Consider the following 23,705-nt stretch of genomic DNA (forward strand, 5'->3'; position numbering starts at 1 on the left):
GAGCTCCGCCAATTGGCTATCGACGTTGAAACGGTCGTCCTCAAGGAGTTAACCCGGGAGAGATACGTCGTCAAACACGAGGGTGTTGTCTACGTCTATGACCTGCCAGCTGATCCAGGCAGAGTCAAGAACAGGAAGTGTCAAGATTTGTCGAGTAACGAGTGTGCGTGCTGGATATAGCTGTTCACATCCCAACTTCGAGCAGCACTGACGTCGTCAAGGAGATTGAACAAGAGTCCCGTACGTTCGACGACTCGGCACTGTCTAATTGAGCACCTCCACTATAGTAGACATTAGAAATAATTGCTCACTTTAGATATAGAGAGCTGATCAAGAGCCGTATCGATCGCTGTCGTGAGTTCAGAAAGTGAGTCAAAGAACCGGTTGCTAAGCGCTGATTGGAGCTGTCTCCAGCACTCTTCAACCGGGTTTAGCTCTGGCGAGTACGCCGGCAGTGTTACGAAGGCAAGGTCGTCACGGGCCGCTAGGTCCGTGACGGCCGACGCCCGAAAATACGGTGCTCTATCCAGGACAATGATTAGATTATCCTCGAACTCTTTGCATAACGCCAGAATGAAATGTTTTGCGTGATCGGCGGTCACGTACTCTTCAAACCGAGAGAAAAAGCGATCACCGTCCTCGGTGATCGCGCCTAACAGACACGTCCAGTCACGTTGTCCAGATAACTCGACGGATGGCCGCGTACCGCGGGGAAACCACGCGTCACGCGGCTCGACTTGGACGGATTTCTTTGTTTGATCGATGCAGACTACTGTGGCGTCCATTTCCCGCCGCTTTTTTTGATCTCCTCACGGAACGTTTCTTGCTCATCAGCATCAGATTCAGCGGCTGTACGGCGAGGTTTTTGATAGCTCAATCCCGCTTCTTTGAGCAACCGCCGACAGCTCGGGATTGAGTACTCGACATCGTACGTCTCGTCAAGATACTGCTGAACGAGCGCCGGCGTCCACGCCGGCGCATCAACCCCAACATTCTCTGGTGATTCGTGGACAGCTTCTTCGAATTCTTTTTGCTCTTTTTCTGAGAGCTTCCGCTTTCTCCCAGAGCGGTGAGCATCAGTAACGGCTTGTTCAAGCGACTCGTCGGTGTCGAGTCGCTTGAGCCAGCTATAGATTGTCCGTCGCTGAACGTCGTACCACTCGGCTAGTTCAGTCTGCGTGACGCCGTTCTTGTATGCTATTGCTGCTAAGAGCCGTTCTGTCGGCTTCTTACCCTCCACGTTGTCAAGGGCATCTTGCAATTCTTCGACAGAGATTTTATCGAGATGATCCACTGTGTTTAGCAACACAGTCTGAGTAGAAAGTTCTAACGGATACTATAGTATCTGTCCGCTGGGTGATTAGTATAGTCGATGCGTCATATAGTAGTGTACGAACCGTTCAAATCATTCCCTAACGCTGGTTCGACTTCCCACCCACGAATTACGATCGTGGTCAACCCGAATAGAGAGGAGATCTAACTATTTTTGATTGGGTTTTACACAACGCATTTAATTGATTGTTCAATCAAAATCGTGCAAGAGCAGGCAGGTAGCCGTAGCCATCGACGAGAAGCACAGTGTTGGAGAGATCATGTTTTTCGGTCAATTAATGCAAAAACGAGGCGGCTGGGTCGGTGCCCCAACATCCAAATACTGCGACATTGTGGATTAGTTGTAAGTCTATGTCTATTGCAGAGCACACCCAAGACCGGCTATCGTTTATATTGACAGCAATTTTATTAACCGCAACCCACGACAGATTTGCCGTCGACGGTCTGGGATAGTGATAGCGATCCGTCACATCCACTTATAGATTGCTTGGTAAGAACGTTCTATGTTGAACACGCAGAGAATCGCGTGCGTCTCTCGAAGCAAACAACCGGTTGCATGAAGACGGACGGTGAACACCCTGGCTGGCGTCGCCTCCGCTCACGCTCTCAATCTCCGTCAAATTCCGCTGCATAGCACTCGCTGATCAGGTCTGCGAGCTGCATATCCAAGCCAACTCTACGACCTACTCCTTCTCAAACTGCGCTAATTAGACGGTATCATCGAGACCCAGTGGGCCGCCACCTACCCTGTCCAACAGGGATATCCCTTCTGTACTAGTTGATTTTGATCGTAGATTTGCCTTGAACAGTTGCAGGAACTTGACCTGAAGAGAGAATTCGACCTGGGCAATAGTAGAGATACACCCGAAATTGGCGGATAGATAGACTGGGAAGCAGTGATAAAGATAATAGTGGTAGCGATACATTGTGTATTCGACATTGTAGAATTCCGACTCACAGACCTGCGAATGCAACAACTTTGGGGACTAAGTTCTGACCCCGTGTTGAGTGTCCACTGGCGTTTACACCAGTATTAGTGTAAATTATGATGCGCGGTGTAAAGCCACTAGAACAGAACGACAATCTGGTGAGGCCACACAGAATTGTCTTCGATTCGAAAACGGATTCAGAGGTTGAAATTTTCCGCGGGATTCGGTGGTGATTTGTAATGAGACACAAAATATTCACCCTCCGCACGGTGTTTTTCGACTGACATCGGATGGAAGGTCTGTATCGGCGTAATCCATCCATCAAGGACCAACCCAGTCAAGGAATTTACAAACGTATATTCATCAATAATCCTTGGAAAACGCATCAATGTCCATCAACATTGATCGTTGATGTTTCTTCTTGAGAAACGCAATTCGGGCGTCCACATCGTAGACGGGGCCAGTTGCCGATACCGACGCGATGAGGAGAATATCGAGACCAGCATAGAGGTGGTGTTAGCACAACCCACTATCGGGAGTCAACTATTGGATGCTCTCTCAGTTCCCCAGTAGACGACACCGGTCGAGCTCGTCGTTTCTAAATAAGATACACGAAGACGATTCTCATGATGCGCGAGAACACTTATCAACTAAGAACGAAACATCGTGCGTGCAAAACCATCCTGAAAAATAGTAACGAATGAGGAGAGGCAGCAGTTCAGTATCGAATCACTCGCGAAGCGCGGTCGATCGTCTATTGTATTCACGACCGAAACACAACCGAAGTCAGATTTTCGTAATGAGAAACGGATGCGATCGACATATCAAATAGATCGTTGTCACTATCCAACACGAAAAAATACAGTGTCATCCACAAGGACGACAACTCGTAATCGCTAGTTGAGGGGCCGTGCCGATGGCGTGGGCGCCGTCAGGATATTATCGTTGGTTGTGCTATCGAAGAGGTGAATGTCCGACTCGTCGAACGTGAGCCACAACGGCGCTGTCCGATCGGGTTTCACGTCTGCTGGGACGCGTATCGTGCACTCGTGATCGCCGACCGTGGCGTAGAGATAATTATCACTCCCAATCGGCTCGATTACGTCGAGTTCCGCTCGAATTGCGCGTGGATCCTGCTCATCGGTCAGTGAGATGTGTTCCGGCCGAACACCGAGGGTGAACGACGAGCTGGTTCCAGCGTCGCGTGCCATTGCAGCGGTATCAGCAGCGATCGGATACTCGAACGTGCTACCATGGAGGCAGTCGTCCTCGAGCGTGACGTCGAAGAAATTCATCGCCGGGCTTCCGATGAAGTTCGCGACGAAGCGGTTTGCAGGTTTGTTGTAAATTTCTTCTGGGGGGCCAACTTGCTGAAGCTGACCCTCCGCGACGATAACGATCCGGTCGGACATGGTCATCGCCTCTTCCTGGTCGTGGGTGACGTAGATGGTCGTCGTCTCGAGTTCGTCGTGAATCCGCTGTAACTCGGTCCGCATGTGCATCTTGAGCTTCGCGTCGAGATTCGAGAGGGGTTCGTCCATGAGGAACACGTCCGGGTTCCTGACGATCGCTCGTCCCGTTGCGACGCGTTGTTGCTGTCCGCCAGAGAGGTTCGCGGGTCGTTTCTCGAGGTGATCTTCGATCTCGAGCATCTTCGCTGTGCTCTCGATTCGTTCGTCAATTTCCGATTCATCGAGGTCGGTCGTCAGGCGCAGCCCGTAGGACATGTTGTCCCGGACGGTCATATGTGGGTACAACGCGTAGTTCTGAAAGACCATCGCGATGCCTCGATCTTGCGGAGCGACACCGTTGATAACACGTTCGCCAATCGAGATTTCGCCGTTGGAAATCTCCTCGAGTCCGGCGATCATTCGCAGCAGTGTGGATTTGCCGGAGCCGGATGGTCCGAGAATCGACACGAACTCACCGTCGTTGATCTCGAGGGAGACATCTTCGATGGCGATGATATCGCCGTACTGTTTCTGCACGTCGCTGAAAGTGACTGTACTCATGCTCGGCTACCGCCCAATAGCGTGATCTACTATTTAGAATTTTCTGCTGTTAATGAGACGGGTGTGACGGTGAGACCAATCACCAGCGGCATCAAACAAAAATCAACAACAACAATTATATACCTCTATCCTAAACTCTGTGTCGATGGTTCGCAAACACTGGAATGGACAGGGAGCCGATAGGCGTACGTTTCTCAAATCAGTAGCCACAACGGGCGCTGTTGCCAGCTTCGCTGGCTGTCTCGGCGGTGGTCAAGGCGGGGATGGATCGACAATCGAGTTCTGGACGCTGTTCGCCGGCGGCGACGGTGATGCGATGGAAGCCATGGTCGACGCGTTCAACGACGAACACGACGACTTCCAGATTAGCAGGGAACGGCAACCGTTCGAGCAATACTACGACTCGTTGTTCACCTCGATGACTGGCGGAACGCCGCCTGATCTGGCAGTTTTCCACACGAACGAGCTGCAACGGTTCGTCGACACGTTAACGCCACTCGATGATCGTATCGAATCGGAGACCGAAAGCGCGTACGTCGAGTCGATCTGGAACGAAACAGCACTCGACGGATCACACGTCGCGTTACCCCTTGACACACACCCGAACGCACTGTACTACAACAAGGACATCTTCGAGGAGGCCGGACTCGACCCCGACTCGCCGCCGACGAATTTCGAGGAGCTCCAGCACGCAGCCGATGAGATTACTGCGAATACGGACGCACAAGCGTTTAACCCGGAGCCGTACGGGCAGTTCTATTCCCGGCAGTTCGCTGCCTGGCTCAAATCAGTCGGTTCCGACTTCCTGAACGAGGACGCAACGGCAGCCGCGTTCGACAACGACGAGGCACTCGAACTCGTCGAATTCTACGCGGATATCGCGGACGCGTACGGATGGGACGAGCCGGACGCCTCGAACGACAGAGGCAATCGAGCGTTCCGTGCAGGCGATCTCGCGATGACCATCGACGGAACGTGGTTCTACGGGGTGTTGCGAGAGGCAGAGTACGACTGGGGCATGACCAAACCGTTCGTCGCACCTGGTGCGACCGAACAGTACACCTGGGCGAACAGTCACGCTCTCGCCGTTCCGGCAAACAACAGTCGAAGCGACGAGTTGACCGAAGCAGCCGTCCGCGCTGCAGAATGGCTCACCCAGAACTCCGCCGAGTGGGGGACGGTTGCTGGACACATGCCCGCAAGCAACGATGTGCTTGACTCGGGAGAACTCCAGAATGCAGACGTCTGGGATGCGACTCTCAGCACGTTTTTCGAGATGGCAGACAACGATCAGCTGGTGTACCTGCCAAGCACAGATAACAACGACGACTACGTTCGACCGGTCGACCAGACCCTGGCCCAGGTGTACTCTCAGCAACTCGAGCCTGCGGATGCGCTCGAGGAGATGGTTAGCACGGTCAACGACAATCTCTCATAAGTATGGCAACGAAAGACGATTCAGCGTCACGTCTTGACGCGGTGAGATCGATCGATCTCTCGGATACTGAAACGAGAGCCGGGCTGCTGTTTGCAGCGCCGTATCTCGTGATCTTCAGTATCTTCCTGCTGTATCCGCTCGTTCTCGGCTTCTATATGAGCCTGTTCGAGTGGAACGTGTTCATGCCGAGTGAGTCAGAGTTCATCGGGCTCGAGAACTACGTTCGAATGGTTCAAGACCCAGTGTTCTGGAGTGCGTTCCGAGCGACGGTGTACTTCGTTGCACTCACCGTGCCGACGCTCGTGGTGTTCGGACTGGTTCTAGCCCTCGGTGTGAATCACAATATCAAGGGTAAACGGTTCCTCAGAACCGTCTATTTCAGCCCCTACGTCCTGACCGTCTCGGTCGTGTCGTTGATCTGGATGGAGCTGTACGCTTCGGACTACGGGCCGATCAACTACTATCTCTCCTATCTCGTCTCCAACACACCGACGTGGCTCAATAGCTTCACGTGGGCGATGCCTGCCGTCGCAATCGCGACGGTCTGGTGGACCGTCGGATTCAACTTCATTATCCTGTTGGCAGCCCGCCAGAGCGTTCCAGAGCGCCTGTACGAAGCTGCGCGTATCGATGGCGCGAGCTCGTGGCGAGCGTTCAGGGATATCACGTTGCCCCAGATGCGTCCGGCGATTATGTTCGTCAGTGTCGTGCAGTTCATCTGGTCGTTCCAGGTGTTCGGCCAGGTGTTCGTCATGACAGATGGCGGTCCTGGAAACTCGACGCAGACGATCATCATGTATCTCTACCGAGTCGCGTTCAGGCAACAGGACTTCGGGTATGCCGCAGCGATCGGCTACTTCCTGTTTTTCGTTCTCGTGGCCGTCTCGCTGGCAAACTACTACTTTATCGGACGTGAGGAGAACTCATCATGAGCACACGAACAATCCCATTAGTCGGCAATCGAAAGAACACTGGCGAAACGCTCAAAATGGCAGGACTGTACGCATTCCTCTACGGAACCGCGTTCCTGTTCCTCCTGCCATATATCTGGATGATGTCCACCTCCTTGAAGACCGAACAGCACGTGTTTTCACAGGTTCCACAGTGGATTCCGCCGGAAATTACCTTCGAGTGGTACATCGCTGTGCTAACCGGGGCCCCAATGATCCAGTGGTTCTTGAACACGCTCTTAATCGCCGGTGCAACGACGGTTATCGTCGTCGTTCTCAACTCGATGATCGCGTTCTCACTGACGAAACTCGAGTGGCCCGGCAAGCGGATCGTCTTCGGCGTGATCATCGCAAGTTTCATGGTTCCTGTGTTCGCGAACATGGTGCCATTGTTTGCACTGATCTCACGGCTAGGACTGGTCAACAACCCGCTCGCAGTGATCCTCCCGTTCAGTGCGATGCCGATCGGGGTGTTCCTCCTGGTACAGTTCTTCAGGGATCTGCCGGACGAAATCATCGAAGCCGCGCGATTAGACGGCTTTTCGACGTTCCAGATCTACTACCGTATCGTGTTACCGCTGATGAAGCCGGCGATCGCGGCCCTCTCACTGTACACGTTCGTGTATACGTGGAACCAGTTCCTCTGGCCGCTTATCGTCCTCCAGCAGGAGACAGCGTTTACCCTCCCCGTTGGAATCGTCGCGATGCAACCGACGCAGGTGTTCCAACCCGGCGCCGAGATGGCGGGCACATTGCTCGCAGTGTTGCCGCTGTTCATCGTGTTCTTGATCCTGCAGGAACACCTCGTAAACGCAGTCCAAGCCCAGGGGACGGTGGGATAGTATGGCTGAGACGACTACACTCAAACGTACTATTCGGTTCGTCTACCAGAACAGCAGTTCGCTCGTCGTCTGTAGCATCTGCTGGATGCTCGCATCGATACCGATCGTTACGGTCGGTCCTGCCACGGTGGGCCTCTACGCAGCCGTCACGTCGCTACGTGAAAGCGGCCGTATCGACCGATCTCGTGTTCGGCACGCCGTGAAGACGAATGGCGTTCACGCAGGACTGCTTGGCGTGCTCCCGCTGGTGTTTCTCGCGGTTGGTATCTTGTACGGACTGACCGCGTCGGGACCACTCGCACTGGGCATCGCAGTCGTTGGGCTCTATGCCGGAGCGTACACTGGGCTGACGTTAATCCCGACGTTCATCGCGATGGCTCGCGGAGAACCACCAGCGACGGCGCTCAAACAGGGCTACCTCTGGGGAGCAACGAACCCGACCTATCTCGTGCACCTCGCCGTCGTCACGCTCGTCGTCTTCACAGTGACCGCCGCGTTGACGGTCGGATTCGTGTTGCTCTTTGCAGGAATTGCAGCCGCGTATCACATCGAACTCGTCTGTGATGACCTCGAGCCGGCACAGCCGGCTGAATCACCGTTCTCGCTTACGTTTAGTAGAATTTCCTGAGAGATCCCAGACACATCCATTCACAATCTGACTCGATTCCACGTACAACGCTCATACTAAGACATAGCCAATGACTATTCAACAATCACAATCGGAACAACACACGACGTATCGATCTTCGACAACTCTCTCGGGACAGTGGACGTTCCGACTCGACCCCGAGGATATCGGGATTTCCGACGGATGGCAAACGACCGCCCACGAGTGGCCGACGGACGACTGTCGCTCGGTCACGATCCCCCACGCGTGGCAAGAACTCGAGCGCGCACGCGACTATACCGGCGTCGCCTGGTACCAGCGATCGATCGAAATCGACGCGTCGAACTGGACGGAGACGGAAGCGCTGATCCGCTTTGGCGCCGTCGACTACGAGACCACGCTGTGGGTCAACGGTGTCGACTGTGGAACAAACCGAGGCGGCTACCTGCCGTTCGAATTCGAGGTCACGGACGCGCTCGAACCCGGTATGAATACGATCACTGTTCGCGTCGAGGACCCCGAAGACAGCAGCGAGATTCCACACGGAAAACAGGGCGCACCCTGGTATCAGCGCGTCAGCGGGATCTGGCAGGATGTCACGCTCGAGGTCGTTCCGGAAACACGAGTCGACCGGCTCCGCGCGACGCCGAACCTCGAAGCCGACAGTGCGCGAATCGAGCTCGACGTGATCGGCGTCGACGACCCGGAGTCGGTCACGGCAACGGTTCATGTCGCTCGAGATGACGACGACGTAGCGACGGCCGAGACCGAAATTGGCGGCGACGGCTCGGCATCGGTCACGGTTTCGATCGATGATCCGGCCTACTGGACGCCCGAGACGCCCGCACTCTACGACGTGACCGTCGAACTGCTCCGGGACAGTCGCGTCGTCGATCGGTACGAAGACTACTTCGGGATGCGCTCGATCGAATCCCGAGACGGCCAGCTCTATCTGAACGGCGAACCTCGATACGTCCGCGGCGCGCTGGATCAGGGGTACTACCCGGAGACGCTGTATCGCCCCTTCGACGAGGACCTGTTCGAACACGAGATCCGGACCGCAAAGGAACTCGGGTTCAACCTGCTTCGAAAGCATATCAAGCCAGCTCACCCGGACTTCCTCGAACTCGCCGACCGGCTTGGAATCCTCGTCTGGGAGGAACCTGCCAATCCGACGGTCCACACGGAGCGATCGAAACAGGAGGTCCGCGAACAGATCCATGGCCTGATCGAGCGCGACTACAACCGTCCGAGCGTCGTCATCTGGAGCCTCTATAACGAAGAGTGGGGAATCGGAAACCCACAGGGGCTCGACGAGGAGACCTCGCTCTGGGAAGACGAGTGGAAACAGGAGTACCTCGCCGACCTCTACAAGGAGGCCAAATCGTGGGATCCGACCCGACTCGTCTGCGACAACTCCGGCTGGGCCCACGTCGCGACCGATATCAACGACTACCACCGCTACTATGTCAGCCCGGACCGGGCGGACGCTTGGGCCGACAACCTCGAGTGGATGACGTCCGCGCCGTGGGAGAACTACGGGGCGACCGTCACCGATCCCGAGGACGCGCCTCTGATCGTCTCAGAGTTCGGCACCTGGGGCATGTGCGACTTGCCGGCGATCGAGGAGCACTACGGCGAGACGCCGCCGTGGTTCGATTACGACTTCTTCGACGATCCGATCAAGCGACCGGCCGGCGTCTACGATCGCTTCGAGGAGACCACGCTTCCGGACGTGTTCGACGACTGGGCGTCGCTGGCCGAGACCTGGCAGCACCGTGAGTTCCGCTCGAACAAGGACGTCATCGAGCAAATGCGCCTCCACGAAGGGGTGGCCGGCTACGTGATAACGGAGTTTACCGATATCGAGTGGGAGTTCAACGGGATCCTCGACTACCGACGGGAGCCGAAAGCGTTCCACGACGAGTTCGCTTCAGTCAACGCCCCGACCTCGGTCGTCGTCGACGTCGATCACGCCCACTGGGGTGGCGAGTCCGTTCCTGTCGACGTGACTATCGTGAACGACACCGGCGAAACCGGACAGGCGACCCTCGAGTACGAACTCGAGGGAGTCGAGGCATCGATCGAACCGAACTCGCTCGAGGTGGAGTATGCGGCGTTCGAACCGACGAGACTGGCCGACGCAGCGACCATCTCGCTTCCAGATGTCGAATCGGCGACGACCGTCGACCTCACGGTCACGGCCGAGACACAAACGGGAGCAGTGACCACCACCGAACGAATCACCGTGGTTCCGGGGGCTGTCTCGGTCTCCGATCACGCACTCTACGTTCCCGATCATGATCACCAGCTCGGCGCACGGTTAGCTGGAGCCCGGTACACCCTCGTCGACGATCCGCACGCAGCGGAACTGATCGTCGCGACCGGAACCGACCACGAGCTTCTGGAACACGTCGCCGAAGCAGGCACCGCAGTACTGTTACTGCCGCCGGTCGAGGCGGGTGCACCCCACACCGAGCTGTTCGACTACACTCCGCTGTCCGACGGGGAGAGCTGGAATCTCGTCTCGTCGCTGTTCGCCCACGATAGCCCGCTCCTCGACGGCCTCGGGAGTGACCACAGACCAGACTGGGCGTTCGAAGGCCTGTATCCAACCGCGGTCGCGTCTGACCTCACCCCGGACGACGCGGTTCACGTCGACTACGTCGAAGGCTGGATCGCAAACTGGGCAAGCCCGCTCATCACCCGCGACCACGGCGACGGACGGGTGTGTTCCTGTACGTTCCGACTCACGGACCAGTACGGAGAACACCCGACGGCGACCGCCCTGCTCGATCGGTTACTCGAGCACCTTGCAACCGACCGCTGAATTCACACTCGACCCACAAAACGACGATATCACAACGACACATGCACGAACGCAAATCGAACCGATGGAGTACGGAAGCAGTATGGGACTGGTACGACGAACAGGGCTGGCCGGTTGGCTGCAACTACGTCCCGAGTACGGCAGTGAATCCAACCGAAATGTGGCAGGCGGCGACGTTCGATCCCGAGACGATCGATCGAGAACTCGGCTGGGCTAGCTCGCTCGGCATGAACTCGGTCCGCGTCTTCCTGCAGTATCTCGTCTGGGAGGACGACCCCGACGGGCTGGTCGACCGGATGGACGAGTTCCTGTCGATTGCCGACCGACACGGTCTCTCGACGATGTTCGTCTTCTTCGACGACGTCGCGTTCTCGGGCGACGAGCCGTATCTCGGCCCGCAGGACGAGCCCCTCCCGGAAACGCACAACAGTCAGTGGACGCCGAGCCCCGGACACGACCGCGTCCGGAATCGAGGCGACTGGCCGGACCTCGAGCAGTACGTTCGTTCGATCATCGACACCTTCGCAGCGGACGACCGCATCATCTGCTGGGATCTGTACAACGAGCCGGGGAACAGCGATATGTATCCCGACAGTATCCCGCTCGTCCGGGAATCGTTCGCGTGGGCGCGCAACGCGGCGCCAACGCAGCCGGTGACCGTGGGGTGTAACTGGAATCCCGAGATGACCGAGTTGAACGAGGTCGCAAACGAACTGTCGGACGTGATCTCGTTCCACGATTACAACGACCTCGAGATCACGCGAGACCGGGTCGACGAGTTAACGGAACTCGGCCGACCACTGCTGTGTACCGAGTGGCTCGCTCGCTCGCGAGACAACTTCGTCGAGACGCACCTCCCGTACTATCGGGAGCAGGGGATCGGCTGTTATACGTGGGGACTGGTCAACGGGAAGATACAGACGCATCTCCCGTGGCGAACGGCCCAGGTCTCGATCGCCGAGGCGACTAAAGAAACGGAAACCCCGGACGTGTGGTTCCACGACCTCTTCCACACCGACGGGACGCCCTACATCGAGACAGAGATCGAAACCTTCCGTGACGTGACCAGACAAGCGTCGGAACAACGGATAGGGAAATAATTACGATGGTACACGCACAACTGATCGGTTGCGATCGCCCGTTACCAAAACGGTATAAACGGACAACAAGAACGGAGTAACCACGAGACAATGCATATTACAGACTACGAACTATTCGAAGTACCGCCGCGGTGGCTGTTTCTGAAGGTGACGACGAGCGACGGCACCGTCGGCTGGGGTGAGCCGGTCGTCGAAGGCCGCGCGAAGACTGTCAAGGCGGCGGTCGAAGAGTTGATCGATACCTACCTGCTCGGCAAGGATCCCTCACGGATCGAAGATCATTGGCAGACAATGTACCGCGGTGGCTTCTATCGGGGCGGTCCGATCCTGATGAGCGCGATCGCCGGCATCGACCAGGCGCTCTGGGATATCAAAGGCAAAACCCTCGGTGCGCCGGTGTACGAACTGCTCGGCGGGGCGGCACGCGACCGCCTGCGCGTCTATCAGTGGGTCGGCGGCGACGAACCATCGGACGTCGCCGCACAGGCTCGAGAGAAGGTCGACGCCGGCTTCACGGCGCTTAAGATGAACGGCACGCCCGCAATCGAACGACTCGACAACCCGGCCGCAGTCGACGCCGCAGCCACACGAATGCGCGAGGTTCGTGAGGCCGTTGGCCCTGACGTCGATGTCGGCGTCGACTTCCACGGGCGCGTCTCGAAACCGATGGCCAAACGACTGGTCGCCGCACTCGAGCCGTACGAGCCATTTTTCATCGAAGAGCCAGTGCTTTCGGAGCAGCTGGACGACCTCGAAGAGATCGCCCAACACACGACGACGCCTATCGCAACGGGCGAACGTATGTACTCACGCTGGGATTTCAAATCGATCCTCGAAGACGGCCACGTCGACCTGATTCAGCCGGATCTCTCACACGCGGGCGGAATTACGGAAGTGAACAAGATCGCGGCGATGGCCGAAGCCTACGACGTGGCGATGGCCCCGCACTGTCCGTTGGGTCCGATCGCGCTCGCCTCGTGTATTCAGGTCGACGCCTGCTCACCCAATGCAATCATTCAGGAACAGAGTCTCGACATCCACTACAACGAGACGAGCGACGTCCTCGATTACCTCGCTGACCCGTCGGTGTTCGAGTACCGTGAGGGATACGTCGACATTCCCGACGGACCGGGACTGGGGATCGAAGTGGACGAGGCACACGTTCGCGAACAAGCCGGCGATGTCGACTGGCACAACCCCGTCTGGCGACACGACGACGGGAGCGTCGCGGAATGGTAATATACCGCACAGAATTATGACGCCCGCCGAGAATGGTAACCTATGACGAATAAAACCGAACCGACTGTCGGGCTGGGACGGACACTCGAGGGATACGAGTACCGCGATTGGGAGACCGATCCCGATGGCACGGTCAGGGTCGCGCTGATCGGGATTGGCTGGTGGACCTCAGAGATGGTGATTCCTGCCATTTCGGATCTCGAGCATTGCGAGGCGACTGTCGCCGTCAGCAGTTCAACCGAGAAGGCGCAGGGAGTCGTCGACGACGTCGAGAGTGTCGAACACGGTCTCACCTACGACGAGTTCCACGACGGCGAGGTCGCCGACGCCTACGACGCCGTCTACATCTGTACGCCGAACGCCTACCACCTCGAGTACGCCGAGACAGCCGCTGACCTCGGGAAGGCAGTGTTCTGTGAGAAGCCAATGGAGGCGACCGCCGAGCGCGCGGCAGCGATGGTTGACGCCTGCGAGGAAGCCGACGTTCCCTTGCTCGTCGGCTACCGGATGCAGACCGAACCGCTCGTCCGCTACGCCCGCGAGTTGATCCGGGCAGGTGTAATAGGCGAGCCAGTTTCCGCTATCGGAAACAACTCCCAGACCCTCCTCGACATCTTTGACGATCCGACCCAGTGGCGGCTCGATCCGGAGCTAACGGGATACGGAACCTCCGTCATGGATCTCGGCATCTATCCCATCAACACCGTCCGCTTCCTGCTCGAGGCCGACCCCGTCTCGGCACAGGCGACGATGACCTCGAGCCACGACGCCTTCGAGGACGTCCCCGACGAACGGTCCGCGTTCACCGTCGCCTTCGACGATGGAACGATCCTGACGGCGACCTCGAGCCAGAACGCCCACGCGTCGACGAGTCTTCGAATCGTCGGCACCGAAGGGGAGTTGCTCCTCGAGCCGGCGTTCCACATGGAGACCGAACTGCGGATCGAAAGCGGCGGAGACACGATTACGCTCGAGTTCGAGCAGGTCGACCAGATGAGCGAGGTGTTCGCCTACTTCGCCGATCGAGTCCTCTCTGGGGACGAAATCGAGCCGGACGGCGTCCACGGCCTGGTCGATATGGAGGCACTTCGGGCGATCTACGAGGCGGGCGAAACCGGTGAGACGATCGAACTCGACGTCGAGAGTTACCTGTAGTCGATCTCGTATCGACCACAGTCGTCACAGATCGACGATCCGGCTGGTGATGGCCCGGGTCGCAACGGCCGCTGTACCTACTGACTCAACAGCACAGTTTCGATCGACTTACTCGCATTGACGAGGAGCCTCGCAATCTCGTCCTCGAGGCGTCGACCGTACAGACTCTCCTTCGAACCGCTGACTTCGATTGCAGCGACAGCGTAGCTATCGGCATTTCTGATTGGGACGGCGATGCTGTGAAGGTTCTGATACGGTTCATCGTGTCCGACGACGTGGCGGTGACCCATAAACGTCCCCGCACTGAACGTCCCGTCACTGGGACTCTCGCGTTCGATGACCATCCGTTGATTCCGAAGGGTCTGCAGTTCCGAGATGAGCTGGTCCGTGCGGTCGGTCAACTCGTGCTGGGCGAGCAGCACCTCGACTTCCTCGATCGGCCGGTACGAGAGGATCGCCTTTCCGCCGACGGAGATCGGCATGGGGATTCGGCCTCCTTCTTCGACGGGGGCGGCGGGTCGTTCCCGTTCGCTCACCTGTAAGAGATAGACAGCATCTCCGTCCTCCTCGACGACGAGCGAGACCGTTTCCCCGGTTTGTCGGGCGAGTCGATCGAGTTCCGATCGCGCGACCTGAAAGACGTCGCGTCGCTCGCGGATGCCTCGTCCGATCTCGTACCACCGAAGCGAGAGGGCGTACGAGGTTTCAGTTTTCGTGACAAAACCGAGGTGCTGAAGCGTATCGAGATACTTGTAGACCGAACTCTTGGCAATCCCAGTCTCTCTGGCCAGTTCCGTCACACCCATCCGCTCGTGTCGTTCCAGCGCTTCGATGATCCGAAACAGCTTCTGGACCGACTTCACATGGTGGCTCGTCCCCGACATTCATCACGAACAATGGAGCGCGATAACCTAACTGTTTCTCATTGAGATACGAATCCACCCGCAACGCGATTGGCACGGAAGCTTTATCCACTGAACGATACACTATCTCGTACGTGACCGATCATGGGGTTCATAAATCGTGACACAAACGGAACTGCAGACGACGGCCAGTTCGGTCCGAGCGTACCGATAGAACACGCCAGTTGTAAGTCGAGCGATCTTGACAGGGCTCGGTCGAACCAATGACTTCGGACAGAGATACCAACGATAACAGCGATACTCGGACGACCGTCAGCGGCCACGATGATGATCGTAGGCTGCGTTACGATCGATCACTCGACGGGGCGTGGGAGTTTCTCACCGATCCCGAACGAAGCGGCCGGACGAGCGGCTGGGACGAACCGGACGCCGTCTGGCCGGCGCGCACCCACACCGTTTCGCTCCCTCGAGCGTGGCAGGAAGACGAAGCGTACCGGTCGTACACCGGTACAGCTTGGTATCGTCAATCGTTCGATCTCACGTCCGTACCCGACGACAAGCGCGCATTTCTTCGCTTTGCCGCCGTTGACTACGAGACGACGGTGTGGGTCAACGGCGAGCACGTCGGTGAGAACCGGGGCGGCTACCTGCCGTTCGAGTTCGACGTGACGGACGCCCTGTTAACGGGGGAAAACACTATCGTCGTTTCAGTTACCGACCCCGATGATCTCTCGGAGATTCCGCATGGGAAACAGGGCGACCCGTGGTATACCCGTATCTCGGGTATCTGGCAATCCGTCAGCCTCGAATTCCGGCCGAAAACCCGCATTGTCGACATTCGTGTGACTCCCGATCTCGACAGTGATCGAGCGGTCGTCGATCTCGAGATCGAGCCAGGAGACGTCGATCCCGACGTCCTTTCGGTAACACTCGAGGCCCGTATCGACGGAGACGTAGCGACACGGACGACGGTGTCTGCCTCCGCCATCGATACCGAGGAAGAAACCGACAGGAAAGGAGCATTTCATACCGGCACCGACACCGATGAACCGACGACCGAACTGAGCGCCGTTCTCGCGTTCGACGACCCTGCGTACTGGACTCCCGCCGATCCAGCGCTGTACGAGATCCACGCGACCCTCGAACACAGTGACAGCGAGATCGATCGGTACAGCGACACGTTCGGCATGCGGACCTTCGAACGACACGATGGTGAGTTTCTGCTCAACGGGGAGCCGATCACGATTCGAGGTGTCCTTGAACAGGGGTACTACCCGGAGACGTTCTACCGCCCGCACGATGCAGAAACGTTCACAACGGAGATCGAACTGGCGGCCGACCTCGGCTTCAACCTGATTCGCAAGCACGTCAAGCCCGCTCACCCCGACTTTCTCGAGGCGGCCGATCGGATGGGGATGCTCGTCTGGCAAGAGCCGGCGAATCCGATGCGCTACACCGACCGATCACGGACAGAGGTTCGGAGGCAACTCGAGACGTTGATCGACCGCGACTACAATCGGCCGAGTGTCGTCATCTGGTCGATGTACAACGAGGAGTGGGGGATCGGTCATCACGACATCGACGAGACCCTTTGGACGGACACCGAGAAACAACAGTTTCTCGCGGACAGTTACGAGTGGGCTCGAGCAGTGGATCCGACGCGCGTCGTCTGCGATAACTCCGGCTGGGCTCACGTCAAGACCGACGTCAACGACTACCACCGCTACTACGTCAGCCCCGATCAGGCCGGTCGCTGGCGCTCCGACATCACACACATCTGCCACAATCCCGGAGACAACTACGCGACTGCCGAGTTCGACGATCCCGATGCGCCGATCGTCATCTCCGAGCTCGGAACCTGGGGATTACCCGATGTCGATACGCTCCGAGAGCGGTACGGTGGCGACCCGCACTGGTTCAGCCACGACTTTCTCGTCGAGGCGCTCAAACGACCCGAAGGCATCGACGACCGATTTCAGCGGACGACGCTCTCCGATGTCTTCGACGACTACACGGACCTTGCGGCAGTTTGGCAACAGCGCGAGTTCGAGTCGATCAAACACCTCATCGAGGAGTTACGGATTCAGGACTCGGTCGGCGGCTACGTCCTGACTGAACTCTCAGATACCGAGTGGGAGTTCAACGGACTCGTGGACTCCCACCGCGAGCCGAAGTCGTTCGCGGCTGCGTTCGCTGCGGTCAACGACGAGCTCGCAGTGGTTGCTCGACCGGAACGTCACGTGATCTGGGCAGGCGACGAGAGCGAACTTGAGGTGATCGTCGTAAACGATGGACGACTCGCAGTGTCGGGAACGCTCGAGTGGTCGTTCGCAGGAGAGACGGTGACCGAGACGGTCACCGTTCCCGCGAACGGAACGACGACAGTCAACGCGACGATGCCGGCTACCACACTAGCGGCGGAGGCAGAACGTGCCCCAGAACCGACTCCCGGAGTCGTAGCGGACACAGTCGATCTGACCGCCACATTCGTTCCGGACGACTCCGGAACGGCTGATCAAACGGATGTCTCGACGAGCGAGCCGATTACTGTTGTCGACGCATCACGACGGCAAACACCCGAGGTGACCGTCTATGCCGACGGCGTTTTTGCGTCACGGCTGGCAGAGGCCGGCGTTCCAGTTACGCATTCGCTCTCTGCCGACGTCGAAGTCGCCGTTACGAGCGATATCACCAGTCAGATCGACGATTTCGCCACCAGCAGCGGGGCAGTCGTCCACGTCCCAACTCGTGATGGCGAAATGCGCTCTGGCGGCCCGTTCAATTACCGATCACTCCCGCAAGATGGGAGTTGGAACATCGCTGCCGGTTTCTACTACCAGGACTCGCCGCTGCTCGAGGACGTCTGTACCGACCGAACGCTTGGCTGGGAACTCGAAAGCTGCTATCCTCACGTCGCAGCGACGGATTTGAATCCCTCGGTTGACCGCATTCACATCGGCTACGTCGAGGGATGGCTCGCTAACTGGGCGAGTCCACTGGTTGTCCGGGGCTACGGTAAGGGCTCGATGACGGCACTGACGCTTCGACTCACTCACCAGTACGGCCGCCATCCCGTCGCGACGCTCCTCTGTGATCGACTCATTCGGTTACTCTCCCGCAAAGGGTGACCAGTTGCGGTCGTTGCCGAAGTCGAATGCCGTTTTCAAGAAATTTGCCAGTCCGTGATCGACTGCGGACCCGTGAATTGTAGACGAGGACAACGCGCGCGATGAGGATAATGAAACCACGTTTCGGTGAGAGGTCGCAACCGATCGGGTGTCGGTCGTGCTTTCGGAACTGACCGGTTCAACGTCGTTCCACCCGTTGCATACCATGAGGCTAAAGTAACTGCTCACAGAGTATCTGCTGTGACACAGACACAGTACGTTCTAGACCGGATTCGAGAAAGCGGCGTCGTCGCCGTTCTTCGAGGCATCGACGTGGACCAGATCGTTCCGGTCGCACGGGCGATCAACGACGCCGGTGTAGGGGTGCTCGAGATCACCGCAAACGATCCGCGGGTCGCAGACAAGATCGCGGCGGTAGATGCAGCACTCGACGATACCGATGCCATCGTCGGCGCGGGGACCGTACTCAGCGCCTCGACGGCGCAATCAGTAATCGATGCCGGCGCGAAATTCGTTCTCGCACCGGATGTCAACGCCGAGGTCGTTACCACGTGCAACCGTCACGACGTGCTTTCGGCTCCGGGTGTGATGACTCCTACCGAAGCGGTCATGGCGATCGAATCCGGTGCGGACGTGCTCAAGGTGTTCCCCGCGAGCACGGTTGGACCCGATCACCTCGGCGCGTTACGCGGTCCGCTCGGCGACGTTCCGGTGTTGCCGACTGGTGGGGTTGGCCCGGACAACGTCAAGGCCTTTTTTGACGCCGGCGCGACTGCCGTCGGTGTCGGCAGTTCACTGGTCGACTACGACGCGGTCGAGGCCGGTGATATGGAACGGGTTCAGGAAACGGCTGAAGCGATGGTCGAGGCAGTTGAGTCGGCTCGTTCATGACGGATTTCGAATAGACAGGCAGCGACAGCATAGCAAAACCAAAGTAGGGCCCGTCAGAATACCGCCACATGACACGGGAAACCCCTCGTTCAGATAGTTGTATGGCCTCTCTGGTAACGTTCGGCGAAACGATGCTCAGGCTCTCACCGCCAAACGGGACGCGACTCGAGACGGCGACCGAACTCGATTTTCGATCCGCTGGTGCCGAGAGCAACGTCGCAATCGCGGCATCGGCCCTCGGAACGTCGGCTGTGTGGCTCTCGAAGCTTCCGGATTCACCGCTCGGTCGAAAAGTAACTCGCGACGTTCGGTCGCACGGTGTCGACCCGCACGTTACGTGGAGCGATGATGGTCGACAGGGGACCTACTACCTCGAATTTGGTGCACCACCCCGCCAGATCGACGTTATTTACGATCGAGCAGACGCAGCGGTAACGACCGCTACCCCTGATGAACTCGCAGTTGAACGGATTCGTGACGCCGAGGTCTTTTTTACGAGCGGGATAACTCCCGCTCTTTCCGAGACACTTTGTACCACCACGCGTGCGCTGCTCGAGGAAGCACGGGCTACGGAGACGACGACGGCGTTCGATCTGAACTATCGCTCGAAGCTGTGGACGGCAGAGAGCGCTCGAGAGACGTACGAGGAACTGTTCGACCTCGTCGATCTCCTCTTCGTGCCCGAACGCGACGCTCGCGAGGTATTGAATATAGAGGGAAGCGCGGAGATGATCGGCAAGCAACTCAGAGACCGGCACGAACCGGCAACGGTTGTTGTCACACGCGGTGAAAACGGAGCGCTAGCGGTGGACAAAACGGGCGTCGTTGAGCAGCCCGTTTACGAAGCGGAGACAGTCGACCCGATCGGAACCGGCGATGCGTTCGTCGGCGGCTACCTCACCAGACATCTCGAGGGCGGTTCGACCGCCAGCGCACTCGCGTACGGTGCGGCTACCGCCGCGCTCAAACGAACCGTCGAGGGAGATCACTTCGTCGGTACTCGGTCGGAAGTCGACGCTTTCGTCGACGACGGGACCAAGGATGGCATCTCACGGTAAGATTATTTGGAATTATAGTAGCCACTGAACGTCACTGCACACCCGGTCGCGCGACGGGAGCGCGGTTCGGAGCGAACGACGTGAGCGAGAACCGCGGGAACGCGAACGGGAGGAACGACCCGTGAGCGAGGACTCGACAATCGACGCTACTGGCTGTACGTCACTGTCGATCCAACAACCAGCGAATTGCCCTAATATACAGCCCATTTAGCACGTACGACGGTCATTACTGAGATGAACCGACAGTAACCGTTAGAACTTTCTACTCATAAATTGTTGCTGAATGTAGTGGATCATCTCGACGAGATCTCTGTCGAAGAGTTGCAAAATGCTCTCGATAACGTGGAGGGAAAGAAGCCGACACAACGGCTCTTAGCGGCAATTGCGTATAAAAACGGCGTCACGCAGACGGAGCTAGCCGAGTGGTACGGCGTTCAGCGACGAACAATCTATAGCTGGCTCAAGCGACTCGACACCGACGAGTCGCTCGAGCAGGCCGTTACTGATGCTCATCGATCCGGGAGAAAACGAAAACTCTCAGAAAAAGAGCAACAAGAATTCGAAGAGAGTGTCCACAAATCCCCCGAAAAGGTTGGGTTAGACGCGCCGGCGTGGACGCCGGCACTCGCCCAGCAGTATCTTGCGAAGACGTACGATATCGAGTACTCAATCCCGAGCTGCCGGCGGTTGCTCAACGAAGCGGGGTTGAGGTGTCAAAAAACCACGTCGTACAGCCGCCGAATCAGCTGCTGAGGAGCGAGAAACGTTCCGCGAGGACGTCGGGAGATGGACGCCACAGTAGTCCGTATCGATCAAACCACGAAATCTGTTCAAGTTGAGCCGCATGTCGCGTGGTTTCCGTTCAGCACGCGGCCGTCTGTCGAATTATCTGGACAACGCAATTGGACGTGTCTGTTGGGCGCGATCACCGACGACGGTGATCGCTTTTTTTTCTCGATTCGAAGAGTACGTGACTGCCGAACACGCAAAAAATTTCATTGTTTCGTTATGTAAAGAATTAGAAAAGGATTTGATCGTTGTACTGGATGGAGCGCCGTACTTTGAGGCGTCGGCCGTCACGGACCTAGCGGCCCGTGACGACCTCGCGTTCGTGAAGCTACCGGCGTATTCACCTGAACTAAATCCAGTTAGAAAATACTGGAGACAACTCCAATCAGCACTTAGCAACCAGTTCTTCGACTCACTTCCTAAACTCACAACAGCGATCGATACCGCTCTTGATCAGATCGCTTCCAAAGTGAGCAATTATTTCTAGAAGCTACTATAAAAACGATTGGCCTTGTCGAGACGCACCGACAGGGGACAACAAAGCAGATTCGACTATCGGACGCAAAGGTGCCCAAGTTACCTCGTACTACCCACGGTCTTCTGTAGTTTCACAGTACAACTATATCTATATCAAGCGTATCAAGTCAATATGCTCCGAGCTGTCATCGGTGTCCTTGGGATTCTCGCAGTATTGGTTCCGGATAGAATACTCGAGATCTTCGAAGCCGCTGCCATCGAAAATCCCAATGAATGTGCGACCAAACCGTGGATCAGGTCAGGTATACGGGCAGAGGGGATTGTTGTGACTATCGCCAGTTTAGTCGGAGGACGGACATATGCCCGAATGATGGATCTTACAGGAGTGTTCGGTGCTGTTATCCTCTTGTTTCCACAGCTGTACCGTAGGTTTGCTATCAATTTGCTCTACGAGCACCCAGATGAGGTCGAGTGGAACCATCAATTCACCGATGGTGTACGGATAATCGGGGCACTGTACGTCTTTTTTGCAGTTAGAGCGTTCACCAAGCGTCGTGCCAACAAGTCAGTTACCCACGACTGAAGTGTGGGCTTCCGCGCTGCTACTGTATGAGGCCACCGTAGGTGACACGCATGTACTTCCTCGAGGCTGTACGCGGTCAACGCTGTCTCTGACAAGGGGGGTGTGGGAGAAAAACGTTGACGGGCCACGGGGGTCACCGGCTATCGGCGACAACGTGGTCATCATCTGCGCCGAGTCCACAGTCCCTGGATTGGACCCCGAGACGGGCGACCATTCGCGTGCAATCGGTGGGTGAATCGTTTTGTCCGGCAATATCAATAGAGGGCAAATCACGGTTTCATTCACAACATCTGTTCAGTTAGCAGGAATTCAGAACTGTCTAATTGATCATTCTTGATGTGTTTGTCTTCAGAATATGTCAATTCATACTATGGCAACGGAGATACGCATGCTCTGTACTTACTAATTCGGGAGAGCGAAGCAACAATCCAGACTGCTTCTGATCTTGGTTTAGTCGATGTACTGGGATACCCAGTCATGACGCTCCTTGATTGCTTCTTCGCCATCGTCTGTACTCGCATAATAGTTCGTTCGCCTGTCGAGCCGTCCTTTCTCGACCAGCTCCTTGTTGACGAGCGTATCGAGGTTCGGATACAAACGCCCGTGATTAATTTCTGAACTGTAGTACTGTTCAATCTCGTCTTTGACATCCTGCCCAGATGGTTGGTCAGCGCCAGCAATCACGTACAACAGGTCTCGTTGGAATCCTGTGAGATCGTCCATATTATACCCATTCAGGCAAGATAATGTTTGTTATCACATACGTACGTAGGTGTAAGGTAAACCAACTAGTTGTTTCTTTATACCACTAGCCGATTCTCTTCCCGGTCACAACATCCTGATACTGTGTTTATAATGAAATGACACTCGAGGGGTTCCGACTCAGCATACACGTTCAGCGGTCGTAGTCGTCTCACTCCAAATTCGAGATAACTCACCGACGTGCTGGTCTTCCCACTCCCGAGTGCCTTGAGTTCGCGTTGACCACGCGCTGTAATCGTATAGGAGTTCGTCCGACGATCGACCTTTCCCTTCTCGACGACATCGTGGTCAACCTCTTGGAGTGCAAGTGGATGCAGGACTGTCGGTGTAATCACGATTGGAGCGGACTACTCAACGATACTGGTCGGATCAGCCGTCAGCTGCTGCGGACGCGTCGAGTCATCTCGATTGACGAGACCGAGATCAACCAGTTGGTTGGCGTATTCATAGATCGTTGATTTTGAGCGTTCAAGGGCGTCCATCGTCTCCGTCGGTGAAACGGGGCTCCAGTAGCAGACATATACGTAGACACGAGCGAGTGCTGGCTGGTTGAGCAACTGCACGACTATAGTAGCCACTGAAAGTCAATGCACATCTGATCGCACGATGGTTGTGCGATCAGTGTGTAAATCGTTTCAGTTGTTACTATAGCTCGAGCGTTTCCTCACCTCGGTTGCTCGAAAACCTTTGCTCCCTGCTGGCGTCGGGCGGCGTTGACGC

The 23,705-nt window shown here is 56.9% G+C and carries 16 protein-coding genes and 3 pseudogenes; 13 read left to right on the plus strand and 6 right to left on the minus strand.

Features of this window, described 5'->3' with window-relative positions:
* Window positions 1-293: 293 nt before the first annotated feature.
* The 3 genes and pseudogenes from GCU68_RS19710 to GCU68_RS19720 form a co-directional block, all read right to left on the minus strand.
* Window positions 294-1,294 (minus strand): IS630 family transposase gene (locus tag GCU68_RS19710; protein ID WP_152944334.1). Its coding sequence is split into 2 segments (ribosomal slippage): window positions 294-802 and window positions 802-1,294, totalling 1,002 coding nucleotides; the frame shifts between segments, so codons are not numbered across the junction.
* Between the two features lie 114 nt (window positions 1,295-1,408).
* Window positions 1,409-1,995 (minus strand): annotated as a pseudogene (locus GCU68_RS19715) (IS6 family transposase); the annotation flags it as partial.
* Between the two features lie 1,162 nt (window positions 1,996-3,157).
* Window positions 3,158-4,273 (minus strand): ABC transporter ATP-binding protein, encoded by a 1,116-nt coding sequence (locus GCU68_RS19720; RefSeq protein ID WP_152944335.1) that lies wholly within the window; start codon window positions 4,271-4,273, stop codon window positions 3,158-3,160.
* A gap of 145 nt (window positions 4,274-4,418) precedes the next feature.
* Here GCU68_RS19720 and GCU68_RS19725 point away from each other — a divergent pair, with 145 nt between their 5' ends.
* From GCU68_RS19725 to gfo6, 8 genes are all read left to right on the plus strand, one after another.
* Entirely contained in the window at window positions 4,419-5,711 is a 1,293-nt protein-coding gene (locus tag GCU68_RS19725; RefSeq protein WP_152944336.1) for an ABC transporter substrate-binding protein, read from the plus strand.
* 2 nt (window positions 5,712-5,713) lie between these two features.
* Window positions 5,714-6,643: a carbohydrate ABC transporter permease gene (locus GCU68_RS19730; protein WP_152944337.1), complete on the plus strand. Its 930-nt coding sequence runs from the start codon at window positions 5,714-5,716 to the stop codon at window positions 6,641-6,643.
* Window positions 6,640-7,503: a carbohydrate ABC transporter permease gene (locus tag GCU68_RS19735; protein WP_152944338.1), complete on the plus strand. Its 864-nt coding sequence runs from the start codon at window positions 6,640-6,642 to the stop codon at window positions 7,501-7,503. The genes GCU68_RS19730 and GCU68_RS19735 overlap by 4 nt, the downstream gene beginning before the upstream one ends.
* Before the next feature lies 1 nt (window position 7,504).
* Window positions 7,505-8,131, plus strand: coding sequence for a hypothetical protein (locus tag GCU68_RS19740; protein WP_152944339.1), 627 nt, complete (start codon window positions 7,505-7,507; stop codon window positions 8,129-8,131).
* Between the two features lie 70 nt (window positions 8,132-8,201).
* Window positions 8,202-10,940, plus strand: a complete 2,739-nt coding sequence (locus GCU68_RS19745) for a glycoside hydrolase family 2 protein (protein ID WP_152944340.1) — start codon at window positions 8,202-8,204, stop codon at window positions 10,938-10,940.
* Window positions 10,941-10,981: 41 nt separating this feature from the next.
* Window positions 10,982-12,040, plus strand: coding sequence for a glycoside hydrolase 5 family protein (locus tag GCU68_RS19750; RefSeq protein WP_152944341.1), 1,059 nt, complete (start codon window positions 10,982-10,984; stop codon window positions 12,038-12,040).
* Between the two features lie 90 nt (window positions 12,041-12,130).
* Window positions 12,131-13,279, plus strand: a complete 1,149-nt coding sequence (gene dgoD / locus GCU68_RS19755) for a galactonate dehydratase (RefSeq protein WP_152944342.1) — start codon at window positions 12,131-12,133, stop codon at window positions 13,277-13,279.
* A 42-nt stretch (window positions 13,280-13,321) separates the two neighbouring features.
* On the plus strand, window positions 13,322-14,434 hold the full coding sequence (gene gfo6, locus GCU68_RS19760; RefSeq protein ID WP_152944343.1) for a D-xylose 1-dehydrogenase Gfo6: 1,113 nt from the start codon (window positions 13,322-13,324) through the stop codon (window positions 14,432-14,434).
* 77 nt (window positions 14,435-14,511) lie between these two features.
* Here gfo6 and GCU68_RS19765 read toward each other — a convergent pair whose 3' ends face one another.
* On the minus strand, window positions 14,512-15,297 hold the full coding sequence (locus GCU68_RS19765; RefSeq protein WP_161991533.1) for an IclR family transcriptional regulator: 786 nt from the start codon (window positions 15,295-15,297) through the stop codon (window positions 14,512-14,514).
* Between the two features lie 263 nt (window positions 15,298-15,560).
* On the opposite strand from GCU68_RS19765, the gene GCU68_RS19770 reads away from it, so the two are divergent.
* The 5 genes and pseudogenes from GCU68_RS19770 (at window position 15,561) to GCU68_RS19790 (ending at window position 22,223) form a co-directional block, all read left to right on the plus strand.
* Entirely contained in the window at window positions 15,561-18,425 is a 2,865-nt protein-coding gene (locus GCU68_RS19770) for a sugar-binding domain-containing protein (protein ID WP_152944345.1), read from the plus strand.
* Between the two features lie 240 nt (window positions 18,426-18,665).
* Window positions 18,666-19,316: a bifunctional 4-hydroxy-2-oxoglutarate aldolase/2-dehydro-3-deoxy-phosphogluconate aldolase gene (locus tag GCU68_RS19775; protein WP_152944346.1), complete on the plus strand. Its 651-nt coding sequence runs from the start codon at window positions 18,666-18,668 to the stop codon at window positions 19,314-19,316.
* 101 nt (window positions 19,317-19,417) lie between these two features.
* Window positions 19,418-20,374, plus strand: coding sequence for a bifunctional 2-dehydro-3-deoxygluconokinase/2-dehydro-3-deoxygalactonokinase (kdgK1, locus tag GCU68_RS19780; protein WP_152944347.1), 957 nt, complete (start codon window positions 19,418-19,420; stop codon window positions 20,372-20,374).
* Between the two features lie 288 nt (window positions 20,375-20,662).
* A pseudogene (locus tag GCU68_RS19785) lies at window positions 20,663-21,650 on the plus strand (IS630 family transposase).
* 162 nt (window positions 21,651-21,812) lie between these two features.
* Window positions 21,813-22,223: a hypothetical protein gene (locus tag GCU68_RS19790; protein WP_152944348.1), complete on the plus strand. Its 411-nt coding sequence runs from the start codon at window positions 21,813-21,815 to the stop codon at window positions 22,221-22,223.
* Window positions 22,224-22,673: 450 nt separating this feature from the next.
* Here the strand turns inward: GCU68_RS19790 and GCU68_RS19795 are convergent, their stop codons facing one another.
* Together GCU68_RS19795 and GCU68_RS19800 are read right to left on the minus strand one after the other, a co-directional pair.
* The gene (locus tag GCU68_RS19795; RefSeq protein ID WP_152944349.1) at window positions 22,674-22,946 is read right to left on the minus strand and encodes a PadR family transcriptional regulator; all 273 of its coding nucleotides are present in this window, start codon (window positions 22,944-22,946) and stop codon (window positions 22,674-22,676) included.
* A 317-nt stretch (window positions 22,947-23,263) separates the two neighbouring features.
* Window positions 23,264-23,551 (minus strand): annotated as a pseudogene (locus tag GCU68_RS19800) (helix-turn-helix domain-containing protein); the annotation flags it as partial.
* Window positions 23,552-23,705: the final 154 nt, after the last annotated feature.

It is taken from the genome of Natronorubrum aibiense, assembly GCF_009392895.1.
Taxonomy (GTDB): Archaea; Halobacteriota; Halobacteria; order Halobacteriales; family Natrialbaceae; genus Natronorubrum; species Natronorubrum aibiense.